This is a genomic window from Pseudomonas sp. P7758, assembly GCF_013386485.1.
Taxonomy (GTDB): Bacteria; Pseudomonadota; Gammaproteobacteria; order Pseudomonadales; family Pseudomonadaceae; genus Aquipseudomonas.
The window spans coordinates 20,950-41,021 of record NZ_JACARS010000138.1 but is presented as its reverse complement, the minus strand read 5'-3'; the positions used below and the strand labels follow the sequence as shown (position 1 = coordinate 41,021).

At 61.0% G+C, this 20,072-nt stretch carries 24 protein-coding genes; 16 read left to right on the top strand and 8 right to left on the bottom strand.

The genetic code is table 11. The features are described from left to right. The first annotated feature begins 149 nt into the window (after positions 1-149). The 3 genes from HX873_RS26090 to HX873_RS26080 all read left to right on the top strand — a co-directional run bounded on the left by HX873_RS26090 (position 150) and on the right by HX873_RS26080 (position 2,414). On the top strand, positions 150-1,238 hold the full coding sequence (locus HX873_RS26090; RefSeq protein WP_003219965.1) for an asparaginase: 1,089 nt from the start codon (positions 150-152) through the stop codon (positions 1,236-1,238). 230 nt (positions 1,239-1,468) lie between these two features. Then, the gene (locus HX873_RS26085; RefSeq protein ID WP_008438695.1) at positions 1,469-1,720 is read left to right on the top strand and encodes a DUF1654 domain-containing protein; all 252 of its coding nucleotides are present in this window, start codon (positions 1,469-1,471) and stop codon (positions 1,718-1,720) included. 4 nt (positions 1,721-1,724) lie between these two features. Next, on the top strand, positions 1,725-2,414 hold the full coding sequence (locus HX873_RS26080) for an endonuclease (protein ID WP_008438696.1): 690 nt from the start codon (positions 1,725-1,727) through the stop codon (positions 2,412-2,414). Between the two features lie 43 nt (positions 2,415-2,457). Here HX873_RS26080 and HX873_RS26075 read toward each other — a convergent pair whose 3' ends face one another. After that, complete coding sequence (locus tag HX873_RS26075; protein WP_032899812.1) at positions 2,458-2,835, bottom strand: hypothetical protein; 378 nt, start codon at positions 2,833-2,835, stop codon at positions 2,458-2,460. 263 nt (positions 2,836-3,098) lie between these two features. On the opposite strand from HX873_RS26075, the gene csrA reads away from it, so the two are divergent. Further along, the gene (csrA, locus tag HX873_RS26070) at positions 3,099-3,293 is read left to right on the top strand and encodes a carbon storage regulator CsrA (protein WP_003192511.1); all 195 of its coding nucleotides are present in this window, start codon (positions 3,099-3,101) and stop codon (positions 3,291-3,293) included. 120 nt (positions 3,294-3,413) lie between these two features. Here the strand turns inward: csrA and HX873_RS26065 are convergent, their stop codons facing one another. Continuing rightward, entirely contained in the window at positions 3,414-3,872 is a 459-nt protein-coding gene (locus tag HX873_RS26065; RefSeq protein WP_008438699.1) for a DUF2214 family protein, read from the bottom strand. A 170-nt stretch (positions 3,873-4,042) separates the two neighbouring features. Between HX873_RS26065 and HX873_RS26060 the strand changes: the two genes are divergently transcribed. Beyond that, positions 4,043-4,303, top strand: a complete 261-nt coding sequence (locus HX873_RS26060; protein ID WP_003219977.1) for a hypothetical protein — start codon at positions 4,043-4,045, stop codon at positions 4,301-4,303. Positions 4,304-4,462: 159 nt separating this feature from the next. Next, positions 4,463-4,777, top strand: coding sequence for a hypothetical protein (locus HX873_RS26055; RefSeq protein WP_008438700.1), 315 nt, complete (start codon positions 4,463-4,465; stop codon positions 4,775-4,777). Positions 4,778-4,793: 16 nt separating this feature from the next. Here the strand turns inward: HX873_RS26055 and HX873_RS26050 are convergent, their stop codons facing one another. Continuing rightward, complete coding sequence (locus HX873_RS26050; protein WP_003219982.1) at positions 4,794-5,468, bottom strand: HAD-IA family hydrolase; 675 nt, start codon at positions 5,466-5,468, stop codon at positions 4,794-4,796. A gap of 243 nt (positions 5,469-5,711) precedes the next feature. Here HX873_RS26050 and HX873_RS26045 point away from each other — a divergent pair, with 243 nt between their 5' ends. The 5 genes from HX873_RS26045 (at position 5,712) to HX873_RS26025 (ending at position 9,357) form a co-directional block, all read left to right on the top strand. Beyond that, the gene (locus HX873_RS26045; RefSeq protein ID WP_177123411.1) at positions 5,712-5,924 is read left to right on the top strand and encodes a phage infection protein; all 213 of its coding nucleotides are present in this window, start codon (positions 5,712-5,714) and stop codon (positions 5,922-5,924) included. A gap of 161 nt (positions 5,925-6,085) precedes the next feature. Further along, entirely contained in the window at positions 6,086-6,856 is a 771-nt protein-coding gene (locus HX873_RS26040) for an alpha/beta fold hydrolase (RefSeq protein ID WP_008438701.1), read from the top strand. Positions 6,857-6,967: 111 nt separating this feature from the next. After that, complete coding sequence (locus tag HX873_RS26035; protein WP_003219985.1) at positions 6,968-7,225, top strand: DUF2790 domain-containing protein; 258 nt, start codon at positions 6,968-6,970, stop codon at positions 7,223-7,225. Positions 7,226-7,276: 51 nt separating this feature from the next. Continuing rightward, positions 7,277-7,948, top strand: a complete 672-nt coding sequence (locus HX873_RS26030; protein ID WP_003219986.1) for a heavy metal response regulator transcription factor — start codon at positions 7,277-7,279, stop codon at positions 7,946-7,948. Further along, complete coding sequence (locus HX873_RS26025; protein WP_177123410.1) at positions 7,945-9,357, top strand: heavy metal sensor histidine kinase; 1,413 nt, start codon at positions 7,945-7,947, stop codon at positions 9,355-9,357. Before HX873_RS26030 ends, HX873_RS26025 begins: the two co-directional genes overlap by 4 nt. Here HX873_RS26025 and pcp read toward each other — a convergent pair. The 4 genes from pcp to HX873_RS26005 all read right to left on the bottom strand — a co-directional run bounded on the left by pcp (position 9,350) and on the right by HX873_RS26005 (position 12,428). After that, entirely contained in the window at positions 9,350-9,997 is a 648-nt protein-coding gene (pcp, locus tag HX873_RS26020) for a pyroglutamyl-peptidase I (RefSeq protein ID WP_008438704.1), read from the bottom strand. The two genes, HX873_RS26025 and pcp, sit on opposite strands and share 8 nt — an antisense overlap. Before the next feature lie 7 nt (positions 9,998-10,004). Next, on the bottom strand, positions 10,005-10,955 hold the full coding sequence (locus HX873_RS26015) for a DUF979 domain-containing protein (protein WP_003219989.1): 951 nt from the start codon (positions 10,953-10,955) through the stop codon (positions 10,005-10,007). Continuing rightward, positions 10,952-11,665: a DUF969 domain-containing protein gene (locus HX873_RS26010; protein ID WP_003219990.1), complete on the bottom strand. Its 714-nt coding sequence runs from the start codon at positions 11,663-11,665 to the stop codon at positions 10,952-10,954. Before HX873_RS26010 ends, HX873_RS26015 begins: the two co-directional genes overlap by 4 nt. A gap of 337 nt (positions 11,666-12,002) precedes the next feature. Further along, the gene (locus tag HX873_RS26005) at positions 12,003-12,428 is read right to left on the bottom strand and encodes a GNAT family N-acetyltransferase (protein ID WP_177035808.1); all 426 of its coding nucleotides are present in this window, start codon (positions 12,426-12,428) and stop codon (positions 12,003-12,005) included. 165 nt (positions 12,429-12,593) lie between these two features. Here HX873_RS26005 and HX873_RS26000 point away from each other — a divergent pair, with 165 nt between their 5' ends. Further along, positions 12,594-13,508, top strand: coding sequence for an SGNH/GDSL hydrolase family protein (locus HX873_RS26000; protein ID WP_177069224.1), 915 nt, complete (start codon positions 12,594-12,596; stop codon positions 13,506-13,508). Between the two features lie 263 nt (positions 13,509-13,771). Here HX873_RS26000 and HX873_RS25995 read toward each other — a convergent pair whose 3' ends face one another. Next, positions 13,772-14,548, bottom strand: coding sequence for an AraC family transcriptional regulator (locus tag HX873_RS25995; RefSeq protein WP_174717779.1), 777 nt, complete (start codon positions 14,546-14,548; stop codon positions 13,772-13,774). Positions 14,549-14,759: 211 nt separating this feature from the next. Between HX873_RS25995 and HX873_RS25990 the strand changes: the two genes are divergently transcribed. From HX873_RS25990 to HX873_RS25975, 4 genes are all read left to right on the top strand, one after another. Next, positions 14,760-16,376: an APC family permease gene (locus tag HX873_RS25990; protein ID WP_177020887.1), complete on the top strand. Its 1,617-nt coding sequence runs from the start codon at positions 14,760-14,762 to the stop codon at positions 16,374-16,376. Between the two features lie 30 nt (positions 16,377-16,406). After that, positions 16,407-17,333 carry a 4-hydroxyproline epimerase gene (locus tag HX873_RS25985; protein ID WP_008438732.1) on the top strand — a complete coding sequence of 309 codons (927 nt, stop codon included), beginning with the start codon at positions 16,407-16,409 and terminating at the stop codon, positions 17,331-17,333. 38 nt (positions 17,334-17,371) lie between these two features. After that, the gene (locus HX873_RS25980; protein WP_177123409.1) at positions 17,372-18,319 is read left to right on the top strand and encodes a dihydrodipicolinate synthase family protein; all 948 of its coding nucleotides are present in this window, start codon (positions 17,372-17,374) and stop codon (positions 18,317-18,319) included. Between the two features lie 179 nt (positions 18,320-18,498). Then, the gene (locus HX873_RS25975) at positions 18,499-20,070 is read left to right on the top strand and encodes an aldehyde dehydrogenase (NADP(+)) (RefSeq protein ID WP_177123408.1); all 1,572 of its coding nucleotides are present in this window, start codon (positions 18,499-18,501) and stop codon (positions 20,068-20,070) included. Positions 20,071-20,072: the final 2 nt, after the last annotated feature.

The following is a 20,072-nucleotide window of genomic DNA, read 5'->3' as shown; positions in this document are numbered from 1 at the left end:
GATATAAATCAATAGGTTAAATTCTATTGCCAAACAAAATCCCGCTGGTACAAATCCTGCTCTTACTCAGCACCTCGTGGCGTTCAGAACCGCCCGGGTGTTTCTAGATGAACCTGCATCAGCACTCATCAAAACTAGAGAGAAGAATAATGAAATCTGCGTTGAAAACTTTCGTACCGGGCGCGTTAGCCCTCCTGCTGTTGTTCCCCGTTGCCGCTCAGGCAAAAGAAGCTGAAACCCAGCAAAAACTGTCCAACGTGGTGATCCTTGCCACCGGCGGCACCATCGCCGGCGCCGGCGCCAGCGCGGCCAACAGTGCGACCTACCAGGCCGCCAAGGTCGGCATCGAACAATTGATCGCCGGTGTTCCTGAGCTTAGCCAGATCGCCAATGTCCGCGGCGAACAAGTATTGCAAATTGCCTCCGAAAGCATCACCAACGAAAACCTCCTGCAACTGGGTCGTCGTGTCGCCGAACTGGCCGACAGCAAGGACGTCGACGGCATCGTGATCACCCACGGTACCGACACCCTGGAAGAGACTGCCTACTTCCTCAACCTGGTGGAAAAGACCGACAAGCCAATCGTCGTGGTCGGCTCGATGCGCCCAGGCACCGCCATGTCGGCTGATGGCATGCTCAACCTGTACAACGCCGTTGCCGTCGCCGGCAGCAAGGACGCCCGCGGCAAAGGCGTACTGGTGACCATGAACGACGAGATCCAGTCGGGTCGCGACGTCAGCAAGATGATCAACATCAAGACTGAAGCGTTCAAGAGCCCATGGGGCCCGCTGGGCATGGTGGTAGAAGGCAAATCCTACTGGTTCCGCCTGCCAGCCAAGCGTCACACCATGAACTCGGAATTCGACATCAAGACCATCAAAAGCCTGCCGGACGTCGAAATCGCCTATTCCTATGGCAACGTAAGCGACACCGCCTACAAGGCTCTGGCCCAGGCCGGCGCGAAAGCCATCATCCACGCCGGTACCGGCAATGGTTCGGTGTCGTCCAAGGTGGTGCCTGCCCTGCAGGAACTGCGCAAGCAAGGCGTACAGATCATTCGCTCTTCCCACGTGAATGCCGGTGGTTTCGTTCTGCGTAACGCCGAACAACCAGACGACAAATACGACTGGGTAGTTGCCCATGACCTGAACCCGCAGAAAGCCCGCATCCTGGCCATGGTCGCCCTGACCAAGACCCAGGACAGCAAGGAACTGCAACGGATGTTCTGGGAATATTGATCGCTCCCGGGCCCGGCCGGCAACGGTTGGGCCATCCCGCTCGTGGCGTACCGCGAGCGGGTCTGATTTCCCCCGCTTTATCCCCCGCGCAAAAAAACCTTTGAAAAACAAAGCGTTCCTACACCAAATCGGCAAAACCACTGTCAGAAGAACTTCTTGAATTTTAAGCAGTTGCGAAATTGCCCACAGTTAAATACTGTATGCACGTACAGCATAATAAGGAATACTCCGTGGCAAAGCCTTCTTCCGCAGCACCCGCAGCGCCTGACGCCTATCAACGCCTGGCCGTTCGCGTGCAAAAAATCATCAATTCCACCAACGCCCAGAAGAACAAGGCGGCGTTGATCTTCCGTTTGCCGGAGGAACCGGAAGACGAGTGGGCACGACTACTGGAGGAAATCGCAGAAAACGACAACGTCACCCTCGCCTATCGCGATGACGGTGGCGTGCAGATTTTCTGGGTTGTGCCGAAGGAAGATTGAGTCAATGAGTGTCCGTTTTATCAGTCTGTTGTGTGTGTTTTTTGCTGTTACCGCTCAAGCCCAAGCCCCCAGGACGTTCAGCGAAGCCAAGAAAATCGCCTGGAAACTGTATGAACCGCAATCCACAGAGTTCTATTGCGGCTGCAAATACAACGGCAACCGGGTAGACCTGAAAGCCTGCGGCTATATCCCGCGCAAAAACGCCAACCGGGCGGCACGTATTGAATGGGAACACATTGTTCCGGCCTGGCAGATCGGCCATCAGCGCCAGTGCTGGCAGGATGGCGGGCGCAAGAACTGCACCCGCAAGGACGCAGTCTACAAGCGGGCCGAAGCCGACCTGCACAACCTGGTGCCGAGCATCGGCGAGGTGAATGGCGACCGAAACAATTTCAGTTTTGGCTGGCTGCCGGTACAAAGCGGCCAATATGGATCATGCCTGACCCAGGTGGACTTCAAGGCCAAGAAGGTCATGCCCCGCCCTTCCATTCGCGGCATGATCGCCCGAACCTATTTCTATATGAGTAAGCAGTATGGCCTGCGCCTGTCGAAACAGGATCGCCAGCTGTATGAAGCCTGGAACAAGACCTACCCGGTACAGCCCTGGGAACGCCAGCGCAATCAAACCGTGGCGTGCGTGATGGGGCGCGGCAATGAATTTGTCGGCCCGGTGAACTTGAAAGCCTGCGGCTGAACGAAAAAAGCGGGAGCGCCATGGCCTCCCGCTTGTCGACTCTTTACTGCGCAACCTTGTGTTCGATGACCTCGGACACCGTGTCATTCTTCTTCGCAGTGGCCAGTTTCTCGGTCAACTGCGCTTGTTTCGCCTCGGCCTCGGCCTTGGTGCTGAATGGGCCCAGCAGCACCTGGTCCTTACCGTCTTCCTTCGCCAGATAGAAACTGAAACCGTGTTCCAGCAACCACGCGGTCAAGTCAGTCATCGCCTGCAGCTTGTGATCCGGCGGCCCCACCCATACATCCCATTCTTGAGAGGCGATCGCGCCGACCGCAGGTTGCGCCTGGGCGGGCGCCTCGGCAACGGCAGGCCTGGCCTTGGGGGCGTCGACACTTTTACCTTCACCGCAACCGGCCAATGCCAACACCGCAATTGCCATCGCTACTTTACGCACTACCCTGCTCCTTAGAGGATCAAAGAGGCGACTTTATCATTCACTGTCTATTCTGGCCGTCATAAACGTTGGCTTAAACAATGCGAATGATGTATCGCAGACCTGTATGATGGCGGCATGGGAATTAATGCCGCCTCTATGCGTCCTAAAAGAGGCAGCCACAGGGAAGCGCTTCGCAGTAAGCTACACACATCCGACATCTGCCCTGTCTGAAACATGTGTCCTTCAAAGCAATCAAGGAGAAGTCCATGCTGATACTCACCCGCAAAGTCGGTGAAAGCATAAACATCGGTGATGACATCACGATCACCATCCTGGGCGTTAGCGGCCAGCAAGTAAGAATCGGCATCAATGCTCCAAAGGACGTTGCCGTGCATCGCGAGGAGATCTACCAACGTATCCAGGCGGGCCTGACGGCTCCGGATAAAAACCAGACACCTTGAAGCGCCTCCAGTAGCCAGCCCTTTCGTTCACTGTAACGGCTGGCGAAAACCTCTTTCAGCCTGCTCGCGGCTTCCCGCGGCCAGCGCGCCCTATTCCCTTGTTCCAGCGTCAGGCCAGCGTCATCCCAGGCCGACACCGCGTGCCATGCCACTCGCTGCAATCATCATCAGCACCAGCAGTAACGCCTGCACATGGCTGATGCGCGCAAAAAGACCTGCCTGGTGCAAATCGAGGCGCGTGCCACGCGCCAACGCGATGCGCCATTTGATAAAGCGAATCATCGGCGCGAGCTCCAGTAACAAAATTAATACAAGCAGCGTCATCTTCACGTGAAACAACGGCTGGTGCAGGTAATAATCACTGCCCTTTTCGTAGCCGCCAAAGGCCCGCAGGCCACCGGTTACCAATAACACCAGGGCACTGATTCCCCAGATGTTGTCCGCGATCAATACGCGGCGCAGGGTGGATGGGTCACTATCAGATACACCGCGCAATGCCTTGCCACGCGCAAGCACGGCCGACAATGCCATGGCGAATGCCAGTAAATGGACTGCTGCAAGAAACCACTGAACCAACATAAGGCGTACTCCCTTTTGTATGACACATGGCAGGAACACTTCTCAGTAATAGTCGCTGGCTGCGTTCAACGCATGAAACAGCCTGCAAACAAAGGGAACTTGTGGAGTTTTCCAGGGCCGAATCTCGTGACAAATCCCCTACAGTCTGCAGCGCGCCAAGGAGCACGTTGATGAGGCGTACCGTTAAACAGCCTTACTTATCCAAGTCTTGGTTGATTGTCACGCTGATCAGCGTGGCGTTTGTGGCGCTGGAGTATGGCCTCAAGTTCGAAATCGAAGGCTCCTCCGACAAAGCCTACTCATGGCTGGACCTGACGCTGTTCCTGAGCGCGTACTTGTTTTTCTTCTGCCTCAAGCCCATTCAGGTCGCCGTCCATCGCAGACTGTGCCGGCGCGCGCCTCACAGTGATCGCCGCAAAGCCTCATCCTGACGGCTTTGGGTTTCATCTTGAAGTTCGTTGCCCCAGCGCGGTGTATCCCGCAAGCGGGTTGAAACCGTCGCCGCACTTGCTATCAGATCGCCGGTATTTACAGCTGCGCGACACAACCTATGCTTGGGCATGCACGGTCGGTGAAAGGTTGTAGCGCTGATGGACACACTGAGTAAAAGCGAAATCGAATCAGCACTGGCAGCGCGCCTGCCGAGCTACAAAATCGTCTGCACCCTGCATGCCGATGGCACGCTTTCCGCGATTCTCAGCGGCCCGGAAGCTGATCACTTTGCAGTGACCGGCATCGTCCGCGCCCACCATCGAGGGCCGGAGGCGATTGCCAGGCTTGCCAGCGAAATCCTCAAGGAAATGGTCTTGTCCCGCCAGGGGCTCAAGGGCAACCGCCTGCAGACGCTGACTGGAAACGGCTCCAACGTTGAACCGCCCCTTTACGAAGAAGGCCGATCCGGGTAACCGGGTCGGCCTTTTTTTACGCCAGGCGCTGTAGATGCAACAGCCCGGCTTCGTCCCGCTGAACCTGTAGACGCTCATACCCGTCAATCGAAGGATGCGCGGTGACCATGGGCACAAGGTGGGTCGACGTCACCACCATCACATCGGCCCCCGCCGCCTCGCCGGCGCGAATCCCGACGCTGGCATCCTCAAACACCAGGCAGTCCTGTACCGGTACTCCCAGCCGTTGCGCACCGAGCACATAACAGGCCGGATCCGGCTTGCCGCTGGCGACATCCTCCGCGGTGACCAGCACCGCCGGCGGGTTGATCCCGGCCGCCTGCATACGGCGCAGAGCCAGTGCCTTGGGGGCAGACGTAACCAGCGCCCATTGATCGCCGGGCAATGCGTTGAGGAATTCCACCGCGCCCGCAATCGCCACCACCCCTTCCACATCCTCAAGTTCAGCCTCGGTAATCCACTGCGCCTCAGCCTGCGCGTCCACACCGGGCAACGCCTGGCGGGTGATGGTATCGATGGCCCGGGCACCATGGATGGTCTTCAGAAAGGCCTCGACATCCAGCCCATGGCGTTCAGCCCAGGTGGCCCATACGCGCTCGGCGGCGGCAATGGAGTTCAGGAGTGTGCCATCCATATCGAACAGAAAGGCGCGGTAACGGTGGGCGAATACAGCTGAATCGCGGGTGGACACTGCTCGGCTTCCTCTTGCTTTCGTCACCCGGTCTTGGGCGCTGACGAACCACTTGCCTGGTGCAATCTACGGATCGGCCCAAACGCTGTAAACCTTCCCGTGGTTTGTATCGGACTGTATGGGAACCCCGCCTGGATACGCGAACCCGCATTTCGCCACGCCTGGGCACACATGGCAGATACACCCCGGCGATTAACTACGACCACCAGCCAATCCGGCTGACTCACGCGTAGGAGCCTCATCATGTTCAATCTCTCGAAAGCTTCGTCCCTGGTACTCGGCCTGACTGTCATCGCGGGCCTCGGGCTGTCATCCATGGCGTCGGCCGACACCGACGCTGGCGCGGTCAAAGACCAGTCATCCCACCTGCTCGCCGAGGGCGGCGCAGATCGCCTGCACGAACGCGGCCTGGCGGAAGGCGGCGCTGAACGCCTGCAAGCAGCCCGTACTGTCTGATGGGTCACCGTCCAACCAGGGCAGCCTTCCGGCTGCCCATTGCATTACAAACTTGTCATCAAGCTGTCAGTGTTGCCCGCACCCTCACTTCATACAGTGAAGTCGTCAGTCACCCACAGCGGGTGACCCAACTTCCCACTGAAAATGAAGCGAGCCCGCCCATGAAACCTGCAAGCAAACTCTGCCTGATCGCCGCCAGCCTGTTGATGCTGGGGACCGGCGCCGCCGTGGCCGGCCCGATTGCACCGGTGAAAGCCAATAACGTAGTGCTGGTACACGGCTCCTGGGCCGACGGTTCCAGTTGGTCCGAAGTGATTACCCGCCTGCAGGCCGCCGGCTTGCATGTAACCGCCGTGCAAAACCCGCTGACCTCGGTGGCGGATGACGTCGCTGCCACCAATCGCGTACTCGATCAACAGGACGGTCCTACCGTGCTGGTCGGCCATTCCTACGCCGGCACCGTGGTCAGCGACGCCGGGGCCAACCCCAAGGTCAGCTCCCTGGTATACGTCGCCGCCCGCGCTCCGGACGCCAACGAAGACTTCGTCGCCCTGTCCGCCAAGTACCCAAGCACACCCGTGCGGGCCGGTGTGGTGGAGCACGACGGTTACCTGACTCTGAATCAGGACGCCTTCCTCAAGTACTTTGCCGCCGACGTACCCCACGCCAAGGCCATGGAGCTGTACGCCGTGCAACAACCGATCGCCAAGACCCTGTTCAGCGGTCGCACCGTCAACGCCGCGTGGCACACCAAGCCGTCCTGGTATGCGGTGTCCAGCAATGACCAGACCATCAACCCGGACCTGGAACGCTTTCTCGCCAAGCGCATGAACGCCACCACCATCGAGGTGCCATCGAGCCACTTGTCCCTGGTTTCCCACGCCAAGGAAATCACCGACCTGATCCTCGAAGCGTCCGGCCGCCAGCCTTAAGCCCTTCATTACGATCTTGTCATCATCCTGTTGGCTGGCTGTTTGTGTCGCCTGGTTACTGTGAACTCACTGCCGGATACCGGCAGCCAACCCTTAAAGAGAGATACCGCCATGAAACTGTTTATCCTTGGCTTTGCTGCCCTCCTCGCCACCGGCTCGGCCTTTGCCGATACCACCGCCACCACCTCGGTGATCCATGACACCCCCGGCTTCTTCATGCACATGGACGTGGCCAAAGTACTGTCGAGCACCGATACCTACGGCCAGTGCGGCATTGTCCCTGCGCGCCTCGACTACCTCGACAGCCAGGGCCGCGAACACGTGCTGGACTATCAAGTACAGGGCATCGGCTGCCCCAATGACAATTGATCGGGCTACACTTGCGCCACGCAAGAACTGCACATCACCAGGGCGAATCCCATGAATATCCTCGTAGTCGAAGACGAGCCCAAGGCGGGCAACTACCTGCTTAACGGCCTGCAGGAACTGGGTTACTCCGTGAGCCTTGCCCGCGATGGCGTGGACGGTTTGCACCAGGCCCTGGAAACCCCGTTCGACGTGATCGTGCTGGACGTGATGATGCCGAAGATGGACGGCTGGGAAGTGCTGCGTCGCCTGCGCAAGGAAGCCGACACGCCGGTGCTGTTCCTGACCGCCCGGGACGATATTGCCGACCGCATCAAGGGCCTGGAACTGGGCGCCGACGATTACCTGATCAAGCCGTTTTCCTTCGCCGAACTGGTGGCGCGCCTGCGCACCCTGACCCGGCGCGGGCCAAGCCGTGAAGAAGAACACTTGCAGATCGCCGACCTGCAGATCGACGTGCTCAAGCGCCGCGTCAGCCGTGGCGGCGTGCGCATCACCCTGACCAACAAGGAGTTCGCCTTGTTGCACTTGTTCGCCACCCATCAGGACCAGGTACTCTCGCGCTCGCTGATTGCCTCAAGGGTGTGGGACATGAACTTCGACAGCGACACCAATGTGGTCGACGTGGCCGTGCGCCGCCTGCGCCTGAAAATCGACGACCCGTTCCAGCTCAAGCTGATCCATAGCGTGCGCGGCATCGGCTATCGCTTCGATACGCAACCATGAGCAAGCCCCGGCATTACTCCCTGACGCTGCGCCTGGCGCTGATCTTCGCCCTGCTGGCGTTCGCCCTGCTGGCGACCCTCGGCGTGGCGCTGTACCGCGACCTTGAGCGCGAACTGATCCACCGTGACGACGCTGCGCTGATCTACCGCGTCGACCAACTGCGCAACCTGCTGAACGACAGCAACACCCTGGACCTGATCAAGACCAAGCCCGAACTGTTCCAGAACATGCTGGGCAACCGCGAATCGGTGCTGAGCATCGCCGCACCCGGGCAGAAACCGCTGCTGGAAGTGAACCCCGGCAACATCGACATGCCCGACGTTGCACCGGTGCCCCGGGACCACGCCCTGGAATTCGCCGACGTGCAGCATTTACCCGGCGTCAATGGCGTCCCCTTCTCCACCCTCGCCGCCACCATCGATTCAGGCGACCTGGGCAGCCTGCAAGTCACTACCGGGCGGTTGATGACCGAGCGCACCGCAGTGCTCGCCAGCTACCGGCTGAGTGTCTATATCCTCGCCAGCATCGCGGCATTGGTACTGGCGGTGGTCGGTTACCTGATGGTGCATCGCGGCCTGCTGCCATTGCGGCGCCTGGCCGTGCATGCCCAGGGCATTGGCGTCGGCAACCTCGCCGCGCGCCTCGACAGCCACGGCGCCCCCAAAGAACTGCTGCCGATGATTGATTCGTTCAACACCATGCTCGAACGCCTGGCCAAGGGTTTTGTGCAACTGGGCCAGGTCTCCACCGACATGGCCCACGAACTGCGCACGCCGATCAATAACTTGCTCGGGGAAACCCAGGTGGCGCTGCAGCAACACCGTAGCATCGAGGCCTACCAGCAACTGCTGGCCTCCAACGTCGAAGAACTCGAACGCCTGGCGCGCATGCTCGACAACATGCTGTTCCTGGCCCGCACCGACCCGGCCAGTGCACTGCGCCAGCGCCAGGAACTGGACGCGGCCGATGAAGTGGAACGCATGGCCGACTACTTCGAAGGCCTGGCGGGCGATGTCGACATCAGCATCCTCGCCCAGGGCGCCGGTGTGATCTGGGCCGAGCCGATGCTGCTGCGCCGTGCCCTGGCCAACCTGTGCGCCAACGCCATCAAATATGGTGCGCCCGCCTCTGAACTGCTGATCCAGGCCGCACCCTGCGCCGAAGGCATCAACCTGACGGTGACCAACCACGGCGCGACCATCCCGGCGGAGCACTTGCCCAGGTTGTTCGAGCGGTTTTATCGCGTGGATGAAGCACGGGAGCGTTCGGCGCATTCCAATGGATTGGGGCTGTCGATTGTCGCGACCATCATGCAGTTGCATAACGGCCGATACAGCGTGAGCAGCGAGAACGGTGTGACATGCTTTGCGTTGTTTTTCCCGGGACGCGAAGCCGAAAACCTCAGCTGACTTGCCCACCCGTTTCAGTGATATCCACCAGGGTATTCCAGGCCGTCAGCAGCGCAATCCGCAAGCCCTCGACCTGCATCGGCAACGCCATCGAGGCCGGCTCGGGTATTCGGCCCACCACCTGCTCGGGCAGCCACGGCACATGGATGAAACCGCTGCGTACCCCTGACCCGGCGAGCGCGTGCTGCAACAGATAGAACACCTGGTTGCACACGAAAGTGCCGGCGGTTTGCGACACGCTGGCCCCAATGCCGGCCTCGCGCACGGCCCTCACCATGGCCTTGCTCGGCAAGGTGCCGAAGTAGGCCGCAGGGCCGCCGGGCAGCACTTCCGTGTCGACAGGTTGCTCACCCAGGTTGTCCGGGATCCGCGCGTCGTTGAGGTTGATCGCGACCCGCTCGATGGAAATATCACTGCGCCCGGGGCCCAGCCCGACAGCAATGACCATCTGCGGGCGGTGTTCGGCCAACAGCTGAGCCAGGCGCTCGCCCGCCGTGGCAAAGGCACAGGGTAACTGCCGCGCGACAATCCGCACATCAGCGCCCAACTGCACACCCTCCAACAGGCGTACCGCCTCCCAGGACGGGTTGACAAGGTCTTGGTCAAACGGTTCGAAACCCGTCAGCAATACAGTGCGCATTACAGCCTCACATCAGCAGGTAGAGCAGGACAATATTGACCACCAGCATCATCAACGCGGTCGGCATCTGTGCCTTGATGACCGCGTTTTTATCCGGCAGCTCCAGCAACGCCGCCGGGACAATATTGAAGTTGGCCGCCATGGGTGTCATCAGCGTACCGCAGTAACCGGAGAACATGCCGATGGCAGCCATCACCGCCGGGTTGCCGCCGTAGATGCCCACCAGCACCGGTACGCCAACGCCGCCGGTCATCACCGGGAAGGCGGCAAAGCCATTGCCCATGATCACGGTAAACAGTGCCATGCCCAACACATACACCATCACCGCTACCAGCTTGTAATCCAGGTTGATATAGGTGGTGGTGATGTGCGCCACCGCTGTGCCCACGCCCGCTTCGTTGAACAACAGCCCGAGCATCGCCAGCATCTGTGGCAGCACCATCGCCCAGCCCAGCGCTTCGGTGAGGCGCCGGGATTCGCGAAGGGCTTGCACCGGCGTGTCCCGCGTCAGCCAGCAGGCCAGCGCCAGTGCAATCAGGCAGCCGATACCCAGGGAAACAAAGGTGGTGTTCTTCGGGTCCAGCAGCGGCACGCCGCCGATCTCGGTGTGTTTGAGCAATACCGAGCCGATCACCGTGGTCAACGGAATGGCCAATGCCGGGATAAACAATTTATGCCCCAGGCGACCAGCGCTGGCCCGTGCGGCCTTGTCATGCAACTGGGCATGCGCGCCGCGGCCTACGCCGCCCAGGCCCGCGATGAGTGCCATCACCACCACGCCCACGCCGACCACCACCGAGGGCAGGCGCTCCCCCACCAGGAACGGAATGGCAAACAGCAGCCAGAACAACGAACTCGACCAGCGCTTGGGGTGGGTGCGATCCATCAGGATCATCCCGGCGGTGATCACCAGCAGAACGCCGGCCAGCCAGTACAGGTATTGAATGGAAATGATCATTGCGCCGCCTCCGCTGTGTTGGCCGGTAACAGCTCTCGGGTCAGCATTCGGTCAAAGCGGTGCAAGCGAATGGCGTGAATGATGAAGGCGCAGATCGCCGTCGGGATGCCCCAGACCGCAATGTGCAGAGGTTCGACATCAATCCCCGAACCCAGCAGGAAGGTGTGCATCAACGCAATCGCACCAAAGGCGACGAAGATATCCTCGCCAAAAAACAGCCCGACGTTGTCGGTCGCGGCACACATGGCCAGGACCTTGTGGCGAAGCTTGTCGGGGAGTTTGCCATAGCGTTTTTCTGCCGCACCTTCGGCCATCGGCGCCAGCAACGGGCGCACCATCTGCGGGTGCCCGCCCAGGCTCGTCAGGCCCATGGCCGCTGTGGATTCACGCACAAACAGATAGATGATCAGCAAGCGCCCAACCGTGGCCCGCTCAAAGCGCGCGATCCAGTTTTGCGCATGCAGGCGCAAGCCATGGCGCTCCAGCAAGCCGATGACAGCCAGGGGCAACAACAGGATCAATTGCAAGGCGCGAGTCTGGAGGAAGCCGTCGCCCATGGTGGCGAGGATCTTTTCCAGTGGAAAGTGGGCGGCAAACCCGGTGGCAATCGCTGCCGCCGTGACGACCAGCAGCGGATTGAAGCGCAACACAAAGCCGACCACGATGACGAGTACGCCAATCAGCGGCCATAGGTTCACAACAGTTTGCATGGTGGTGAGGTCCTTAAGTGCGCGCTGCGGCGCCAGTAAAGCAGGTAGTGAACAAAGGGTTCACTGCAAGAAAACGGCGTGCAGCCCGGCTCGATTTTTTATTGTTGACCTGGAAGGTCGAGCGTCAGTGGCCGCATCTTTGCTGCTTGGGGAGGGAGGTGTCCAACAAGAAAAATTGTTGCTGCAATCCAATAAAGTTTGTGGGTGTTTGAAGCGTTAGAGGGCATTTGTCGGCCCGTTTGAAGAGAAGGCCCAGGTGCAGAACGTGCTCAGGTACTTGAAGTCCGATAAAGGGCTGGACGGCTTGGTCACGTGGCGGTCGGTGACCCGCTAGCCCTCAGCCCAGGTGCTTCTGGAAAAAGTGGCGCGTGTGTCCTGGCGGGTACTCGGCAATATGCCCGAACTCGCTGAAACCCAGCTTCCGGTAGAACCCGGGCGCCTGGAAGCTGAAGGTGTCCAGCCAGATCCCCGCACACCCTTTCTCCCGTGCCAGCTCCTCAGCCGCGAGCATCAGCCGCGAGCCCATGCCTTGAGTGCGCATTGACTCAGGCACGCTCAACAGCTCAATGAACATCCAGCCATAGGAAATTTTCCCGTACAGGCCGCCCACCACTTCCTGGCTGGCGGGATCACGCAGTAACAGCCCAAACGTTTCGAACGGGTTCTCGCCGCATTGGCTGATGTTGTATGCCCTCAGCGGCTGAAGGATGGCCTGGCGCTCTTGCTCCGTAACTTCAAAAGACAACTCTATCGCTGATGCCATCTCAATCTTCCTGATGTGAATGCCCAATTCTGCGGACACTACCAGCGATAGCCACCTGTCGCATACAGGACAGTCTTTGCGCCCTCAGCTACACACAGGTCGCAACCGCCCGCGGGCATGCACTTCATCGCCAGTACTCTTGGAGCACCACCCGGGAGATTTCCAATGACTCTACGCGCTTGCTTGGCCGCTCTATTGGTACTGACCGCCTCCACCGCCTTTGGCGCTCCCCGCTACGATCACCTCTATGCGTTCGGCGATAGCTACTCCGATAACGGTGCGGGTGAACGCTTCACCAAGACCCTGGCCACTCTGAAGGTCAAGGATGCCCAGGAACTGCCCGGCTCGTTGTACTGGAAGGGCCGCTGGAGCAATGGCCCGACTGCCGTCGAGAACCTGGCCCACGCCTTGAAAACACCCTTGACCGACTACGCAGTGGGCGGCGCCAAGAGTGGCAATGGCAACTACTACGCCTGGATGGAGCCCGCCCGCGACACCGGCGTTTCAGGCCAGATCGCTGACTACCTGAAGTCCGCCAAGGCACAAAAAGCCGACCCGAAGGCGCTGTTTTTCATTTTCATCTCGGCCAACGACTTTTTTGAATGGGCCGACTTCTCGCACACCGAGTCGGTTGCCGTACTCAGCCAGAACAGCGTGGCAAATATTCAGAAAGCCACCGAGACACTGATTACAGCGGGCGCAAAACACGTGATGGTAGTGGGCACCACGGATTTGAGTCATGTGCCAGCCGTGGTGCAGGGCAATCAAGTCGAGAACGCGAAAAACTACCAGCAGGTACTGGAACAAAAACTGCCGGTTGTGCTGAGCACATTGGCTAAGGCGCATCAGGTCAGCATCAGCTACTTCGACCACGTGGCGTTCAGCGACAAGCTGCGCGCAGCTCCCCAGGTGGCGGGGTTGAAAGACCTGGATACGCCCTGCCAACACACCTATCCGGACGTGAAGCCGGTGTGTGAAAACCCGGATGCGCATTACTACTGGGATGAATGGCATCCGACGCGCAAGGTGCATGCGCTGGCAGCACAGGCGATGCTTGAAACGTTGAAGGCCGGCCAGTGATTACCCAGGTGACGCCGTCCTACTGAGTCAAGGCGAACACCCACCGATAACCGCTTCTCTTCTGAACGAATCGGGAGAGCCCCCGGTGCTTTTGTCGGTGACATCCACCACGCAGCCACTCACCGGCACGGACTGGACGACTTGATAAGTCGCACCAACGGCAGGGATAAAACTGACCAGGTTTGCGCAACTGCGAAGAGCGTTGGCGCCCTCCTTGTTGGCGCCACCGCTGCTCATGACATTCACGTAGATCCAATTAGACATCACCGCACACTGGTCGCCTGCCGATACTGGCGCGGCGTAAACCCGGTCAACGCCTTGAACTGCCGGGTAAACGCACTGTGGTCGGTATACCCGCACTGCAACGCCACCTCAGTGATCGGCAGCTCGGTATGCAGCAGCCGGTGCGCATGTTCCAGGCGTACCTTCTGGATCATCTGGCGCGGTGTCAGGTGGAACACGCGCTTGCAGTAGCGCTCCAGCTGCGCCACGGAAATCCCGGCGATCCGCGTCAGTTCACCCAACGTGACCCGCCGATTGAAATGCGCCCGGATGTGCTCGTCCACCGCCGCCAGCCGTTGATAGGCCGGGTGGGTTTCGCTGGCGGTTTGCAGGTCGACCGAGATGCCCGCCAGGCCGATGATTGCAGCGTCGCGGCTGTACAGCGGCCATTTGTGGGTCAGGCACCAACCCGGCTCGCGGGTACCGTAGAGGTGCAGTTCCAACTGGTCTTCGAGGACAAATCCCTGCTCCAGCACCCGCCGATCCTGCTCGGTATAGCCGGGCCCCAACTGCGCGGGAAATACCTCGGCGCTGGTTTTTCCCAACAGCGGTTGCAAGTCCTTCAAGCCGCACCGCTGCACCAGGGTGCGGTTGGCCAATACGTAGCGCGCCTGCACGTCCTTGATAAAGATCGCGGCATTGGGAATCACGTCCAGCATCGGCAACAGCAACCCCACGCCGGCCAGTAATTCTTCGATGGTCTGTGGACGATTGGACTCGCTCCCTTGGCATAGGGTCGCGAACGCGCTCTGCATCATGACGCTCTCTCCTGCATTTTACGGACAGGCCAGGCGCCCGGGGGGCGGTGCCTGGCGAGCAGATTGCCGCATGGCGGTGGCCCTGTCGAGCACTCGAAATTGTGCTGATTTCGTCATCGCAGCCTGCGCAAAACATCAATCGCGGCGCCGTTGATGGGTTCACTGTATGACCACTGCATGCCTATCCAATAACCCACAAGAAGGCGCCGCCATGTCAGCCCAAGGCAAGTTCAAGAAACAGCTTTCATTGATCGACCTCACCTTTATCGGACTGGGAGCGATCTTCGGTTCGGGCTGGCTGTTCGCGGCCAGTCACGTCTCCGCCATCGCCGGGCCGGCGGGGATTTTTTCCTGGTTGCTGGGCGGCTTCGCCGTGTTGCTGCTGGGCATTGTGTATTGCGAACTGGGGGCGGCATTGCCCCGCGCCGGCGGCGTGGTGCGCTACCCGGTCTATTCCCACGGCCCGCTGCTGGGCTACCTGATGGGCTTTATCACGCTGATCGCGTTTTCAAGCCTGGTGGCAATTGAAGTGGTCGCCTCACGCCAATACGCCGCGGCGTGGTTTCCCGAGTTGACGCAGGCGGGTTCCAGCAACCCCACCGTCCTCGGCTGGTTCGTGCAGTTTGCGCTGCTCTCGCTGTTTTTCGCCCTCAACTACCGCAGCGTGAAGACCTTCGCCATGGCCAATAACCTGGTCAGCGTGTTCAAGTTCATCGTGCCGCTGCTGGTGATCGGCGTGCTGTTCACCTTTTTCAAGCCGGAGAATTTCCACGCCCAGGGCTTCGCGCCGTTCGGCCTGTCGGGGATTGAAATGGCCGTGTCTGCCGGCGGGGTGATTTTCGCCTACCTGGGTCTGACGCCGATCATCTCGGTGGCCAGCGAAGTGAAGAACCCGCAACGCACCATTCCAATTGCACTGATCCTGTCGGTGCTGCTCTCCACTGCAATCTACGTGCTGTTGCAGACCGCTTTCCTCGGCGGCATTCCCACCGAAATGCTCGCCAACGGCTGGGCCGGCGTCGCCAAGGAACTGGCCCTGCCGTACCGCGACATCGCGCTCGCCCTGGGCGTGGGCTGGCTGGCGTACCTGGTGGTCGCCGATGCCGTGATCTCCCCCAGCGGCTGCGGCAATATCTACATGAACGCCACGCCACGGGTGATCTACGGCTGGGCGCAAACCGGAACCTTCTTCAAGATCTTCACCCGCATCGACGAAAAGTCCGGCATCCCGCGCCCGGCGCTGTGGCTGACCTTTGGCCTGTCGGTGTTCTGGACCCTGCCCTTCCCGTCGTGGGAAGCGCTGATCAACGTGGTGTCCGCCGCGCTGGTGTTGAGCTACGCCGTGGCGCCGGTGTCCGTGGCCGCCCTGCGCCGCAATGCACCTGACCTGCCGCGCCCGTTCCGGGTCAAGTGGATGGGCTTGCTCGGCCCGCTGTCGTTCATCATCGCCGCGCTGATCGTCTACTGGTCCGGCTGGAGCACCGTGTCGTGGCTGCTCGGCCTGCAAATCCTGATGTTCGTGGTGTACCTGCTGTGCGGCCGTTTTGTGCCGACCCTGCACCTGAGCCTGGGCCGCCAGGTTCGCTCCTCCGCCTGGCTGATCGGCTTCTACGCCGTGACCATCATCCTGTCGAAACTCGGCAGCTTCGGTGGCCTGGGCATCCTCAGCCACCCGTTCGACACCGTGGTCGTCGCCGCTTGCGCGCTGGGGATTTATTACTGGGGCGCGGCCACCGGCGTGCCGGCGCACCTGGTTCGCCTGGAAACCGAAGACGACGAAAGCGAAGCCCCTGAGCCCGATATCGGCCGGGCACAGTTGGCTTCCTGAGCCTCAGCCAACCACTGGATGGATTGTTCTATGAAACGAGTGCACATCATTGATTCCCACACCGGCGGCGAGCCCACGCGCCTGGTGATGACGGGGTTTCCCACGCTGGCCGGCGAGACCATGGTCGACAAGCTCGACGACCTGCGCACCCGGCATGACCAATGGCGCAGGGCGTGCCTGCTGGAGCCCCGTGGCAACGATGTTCTGGTGGGCGCGCTGTATTGCGCGCCGGTCTCGGCCGATGCCACCTGCGGCGTGATTTTCTTCAATAACGCCGGCTACCTCGGCATGTGCGGCCACGGCACCATCGGCCTGGTTGCCTCGTTGCACCACTTGGGGCAGATCGCGCCGGGGGTGCACAAGATCGACACGCCGGTCGGCCCGGTCAGCGCCACGTTGCACGCCGACGGCGCAGTCACGTTGCGCAATGTGCCCGCCTATCGCTATCGCCAGCATGTCTCGGTGCAAGTGCCTGGACATGGCTTGGTCCACGGCGATATCGCCTGGGGCGGCAATTGGTTCTTCCTGGTTTCCGATCATGGCCAAGCGCTGGAAATGGACAACGTCGAAGCCCTGACCGACTACACCTGGACAATGCTCAAGGCCCTCGAAGCCCAGGGCATCCACGGCGAAGACGGTGCCCTGATCGACCATATCGAACTGTTCGCCGACGACCCCCAGGCCGACAGCCGCAACTTTGTCATGTGCCCAGGCAAGGCCTACGACCGCTCGCCCTGCGGCACCGGCACCAGCGCCAAGCTCGCATGCCTGGCGGCCGACGGGAAACTCGCCGCCGGTGAGCCGTGGATACAAGCCAGCATCACCGGCAGCCAATTCGAAGGCAGCTATGAATGGGAGGGCGAACGTGTGCGCCCTTCCATCACCGGCCGCGCCTACATGACCGCCGACAGCACCTTGCTGATCGACGAACAGGACCCCTTCGCGTGGGGCATCTGAACCGCCCCCGCCCCTTCAATCAAACTGGAGCTGAAACAATGAATACCACTATCTTCACCGGTTGCATCCCCGCATTGATGACGCCGTGCACCGCCCAGCGCAAACCGGACTTTGACGCACTGGTCGCCAAGGGCCGCGAACTGATCGATATCGGCATGAGCGCGGTGGTGTACTGCGGCTCCATGGGCGACTGGCCGTTGCTGACCGAGGCCGAGCGCCAGGAAGGCGTGGCGCGCCTGGTGGCCGCCGGTGTGCCGACCATCGTCGGCACCGGCGCGGTCAACAGCCGTGAAGCCGTGGCCCATGCAGCGCATGCGGCGAAGGTCGGCGCCCATGGTTTGATGGTCATCCCGCGGGTGCTGTCCCGTGGCGCATCGGCGACGGCGCAAAAAGATCACTTTGCAGCCATCCTCAAGGCGGCGCCAAACCTGCCGGCGGTGATCTACAACAGCCCTTACTACGGCTTCGCCACCCGCGCCGACCTGTTCTTCGAACTGCGTCGCGAGTACCCGAACCTGATCGGCTTCAAGGAATTCGGCGGTGCTGCAGACCTGCGCTACGCGGCCGAACACATCACCTCCAAGGACGATGACGTGACCTTGATGGTCGGCGTGGATACCCAAGTGGTGCACGGCTTCGTCAACTGCAACGCCACCGGCGCAATCACCGGCATCGGCAATGCACTGCCACGGGAAGTCCTGCAACTGGTGGCCTTGAGCAAGAAAGCCGCCAAGGGCGACGCCACTGCACGTCGCCAGGCGCGGGAGTTGGAGTCGGCGCTGGCGGTGCTGTCGTCCTTCGACGAAGGCTGCGACCTGGTGCTGTTCTACAAACATCTGATGGTGCTCAACGGCGACAAGGAATACACCCTGCACTTCAACGAGACCGATACCCTCAGCGATGCCCAGCGTCGTTATGCAGAGAACCAGTACGCGCTGTTCCGCCAGTGGTACGCCAACTGGTCGGCCGAGCAGAACGTCGTTTAACACTATTCAAGGCAGCAAAGATCAAATGTGGGAGCTGTCGAGCTCCGGCGAGGCTGCGATGGGATCACTGCGGTGTACCTGCCAGACCGCAGCGCCTGCATCGCAGCCTCGCTGGGGCTCGACAGCTCCCACAGTGGATTCTCTTCGCCAAGCCAATCTTTACTTTCCAGGACTACGCCATGACTCTGACGGGCACCATGCTGATTGGTCAGCACTCCATTCCAGGCAGCCGCGAGGCCATCCGGGCGATCAATCCTGCCACCAACCTTGCGTTGGAACCCGCCTACGCCGGCGGCACTGCCGAGCATGTAGACCAGGCTTGCGCCCTGGCCTGGAGCGCCTTCGATAACTATCGCGAAACGCCGTTGGCGGCTCGCGCCGAATTCCTTGAAACCATCGCCAACGAAATCGAAGCCCTGGGCGATGAACTGATTGAACGGGCGATGGCCGAGACCGGCCTGCCGCGCCCACGCATCCAGGGCGAACGCGGGCGCACCTGCCAACAATTGCGCACCTTTGCCCGCACCGTGCGCGCGGGTGAATGGCTGGATGTGCGGGTGGATACTGCACAACCGGAACGCCAGCCGCTGCCTCGCTCGGACCTGCGTCAACGCCACGTACCGCTGGGGCTGGTGGCCGTGTTCGGCGCGAGCAATTTTCCGCTGGCATTCTCGGTGGCGGGCGGTGATACAGCGTCGGCACTGGCGGCCGGTTGCCCGGTGATCGTGAAGGCACACGGCGCGCATCCTGGCACCAGCGAACTGGTGGGCCGCGCGGTGGCCCGGGCCGTTCAGCAATGTGGCCTGCCTGAGGGTGTGTTTTCGCTGTTGTATGGCTCGGGCCGCGAGGTCGGTATCGCGCTGGTGTGCGATCCGCGCATCAAGGCCGTGGGTTTCACCGGCTCGCGCAGCGGCGGTATTGCCTTGTGCCAGGCGGCCCAGGCGCGCCCCGAGCCGATCCCGGTGTATGCAGAGATGAGCTCGATCAATCCGGTCTACCTGTTTCCCGCTGCGTTGAGCGCACGCGGTGAAGCATTGGCACAAGGTTTTGTCGCGTCCCTGACCCAGGGTGCCGGCCAGTTCTGCACCAACCCCGGGCTGGTGATTGCCGTTGCAGGGCAAGCGCTGGACCACTTCGTCGGCACGGCTGCCAACCTGCTTCAACACAGCACTGCCCAGACCATGCTGACACCGGGGATCTTCAAGGCTTACGAAGACGGCGTCAGCGCCCTGACCCGGCATGCTCAGCTCGCAGGTACCGGTCTGCCGGCAGAAGGGCCGAACCAGGGACAGGCCCATTTGTTCGTGACCCAGGCCCGGGACTTTCTCGCCAATCACAGCCTGCAAGCCGAGATATTCGGCGCCGCGTCATTGATCGTGCAATGTGCCAACGTCGATGAGGTCCGCCGGGTCAGCGAACACCTGGAGGGCCAACTGACCGCAACCCTGCATCTGGATGACGACGACCTGGCAACTGCCCGCGCGCTGCTGCCGACCCTGGAACGCAAGGCCGGCCGCCTGCTGGTCAACGGCTGGCCGACCGGCGTTGAAGTGTGTGATGCGATGGTGCACGGCGGACCATTCCCGGCCACCTCGGACTCACGCACCACCTCGGTGGGCACCGCCGCGATCCTGCGATTCCTGCGGCCGGTGTGCTACCAGGATTTCCCGGATAGCTTGCTGCCGACGGCCCTGCAACACGGCAACCCATTGCTGCTGCGGCGCTTGCTCGACGGTCAGAGGGAAGCCTAGAA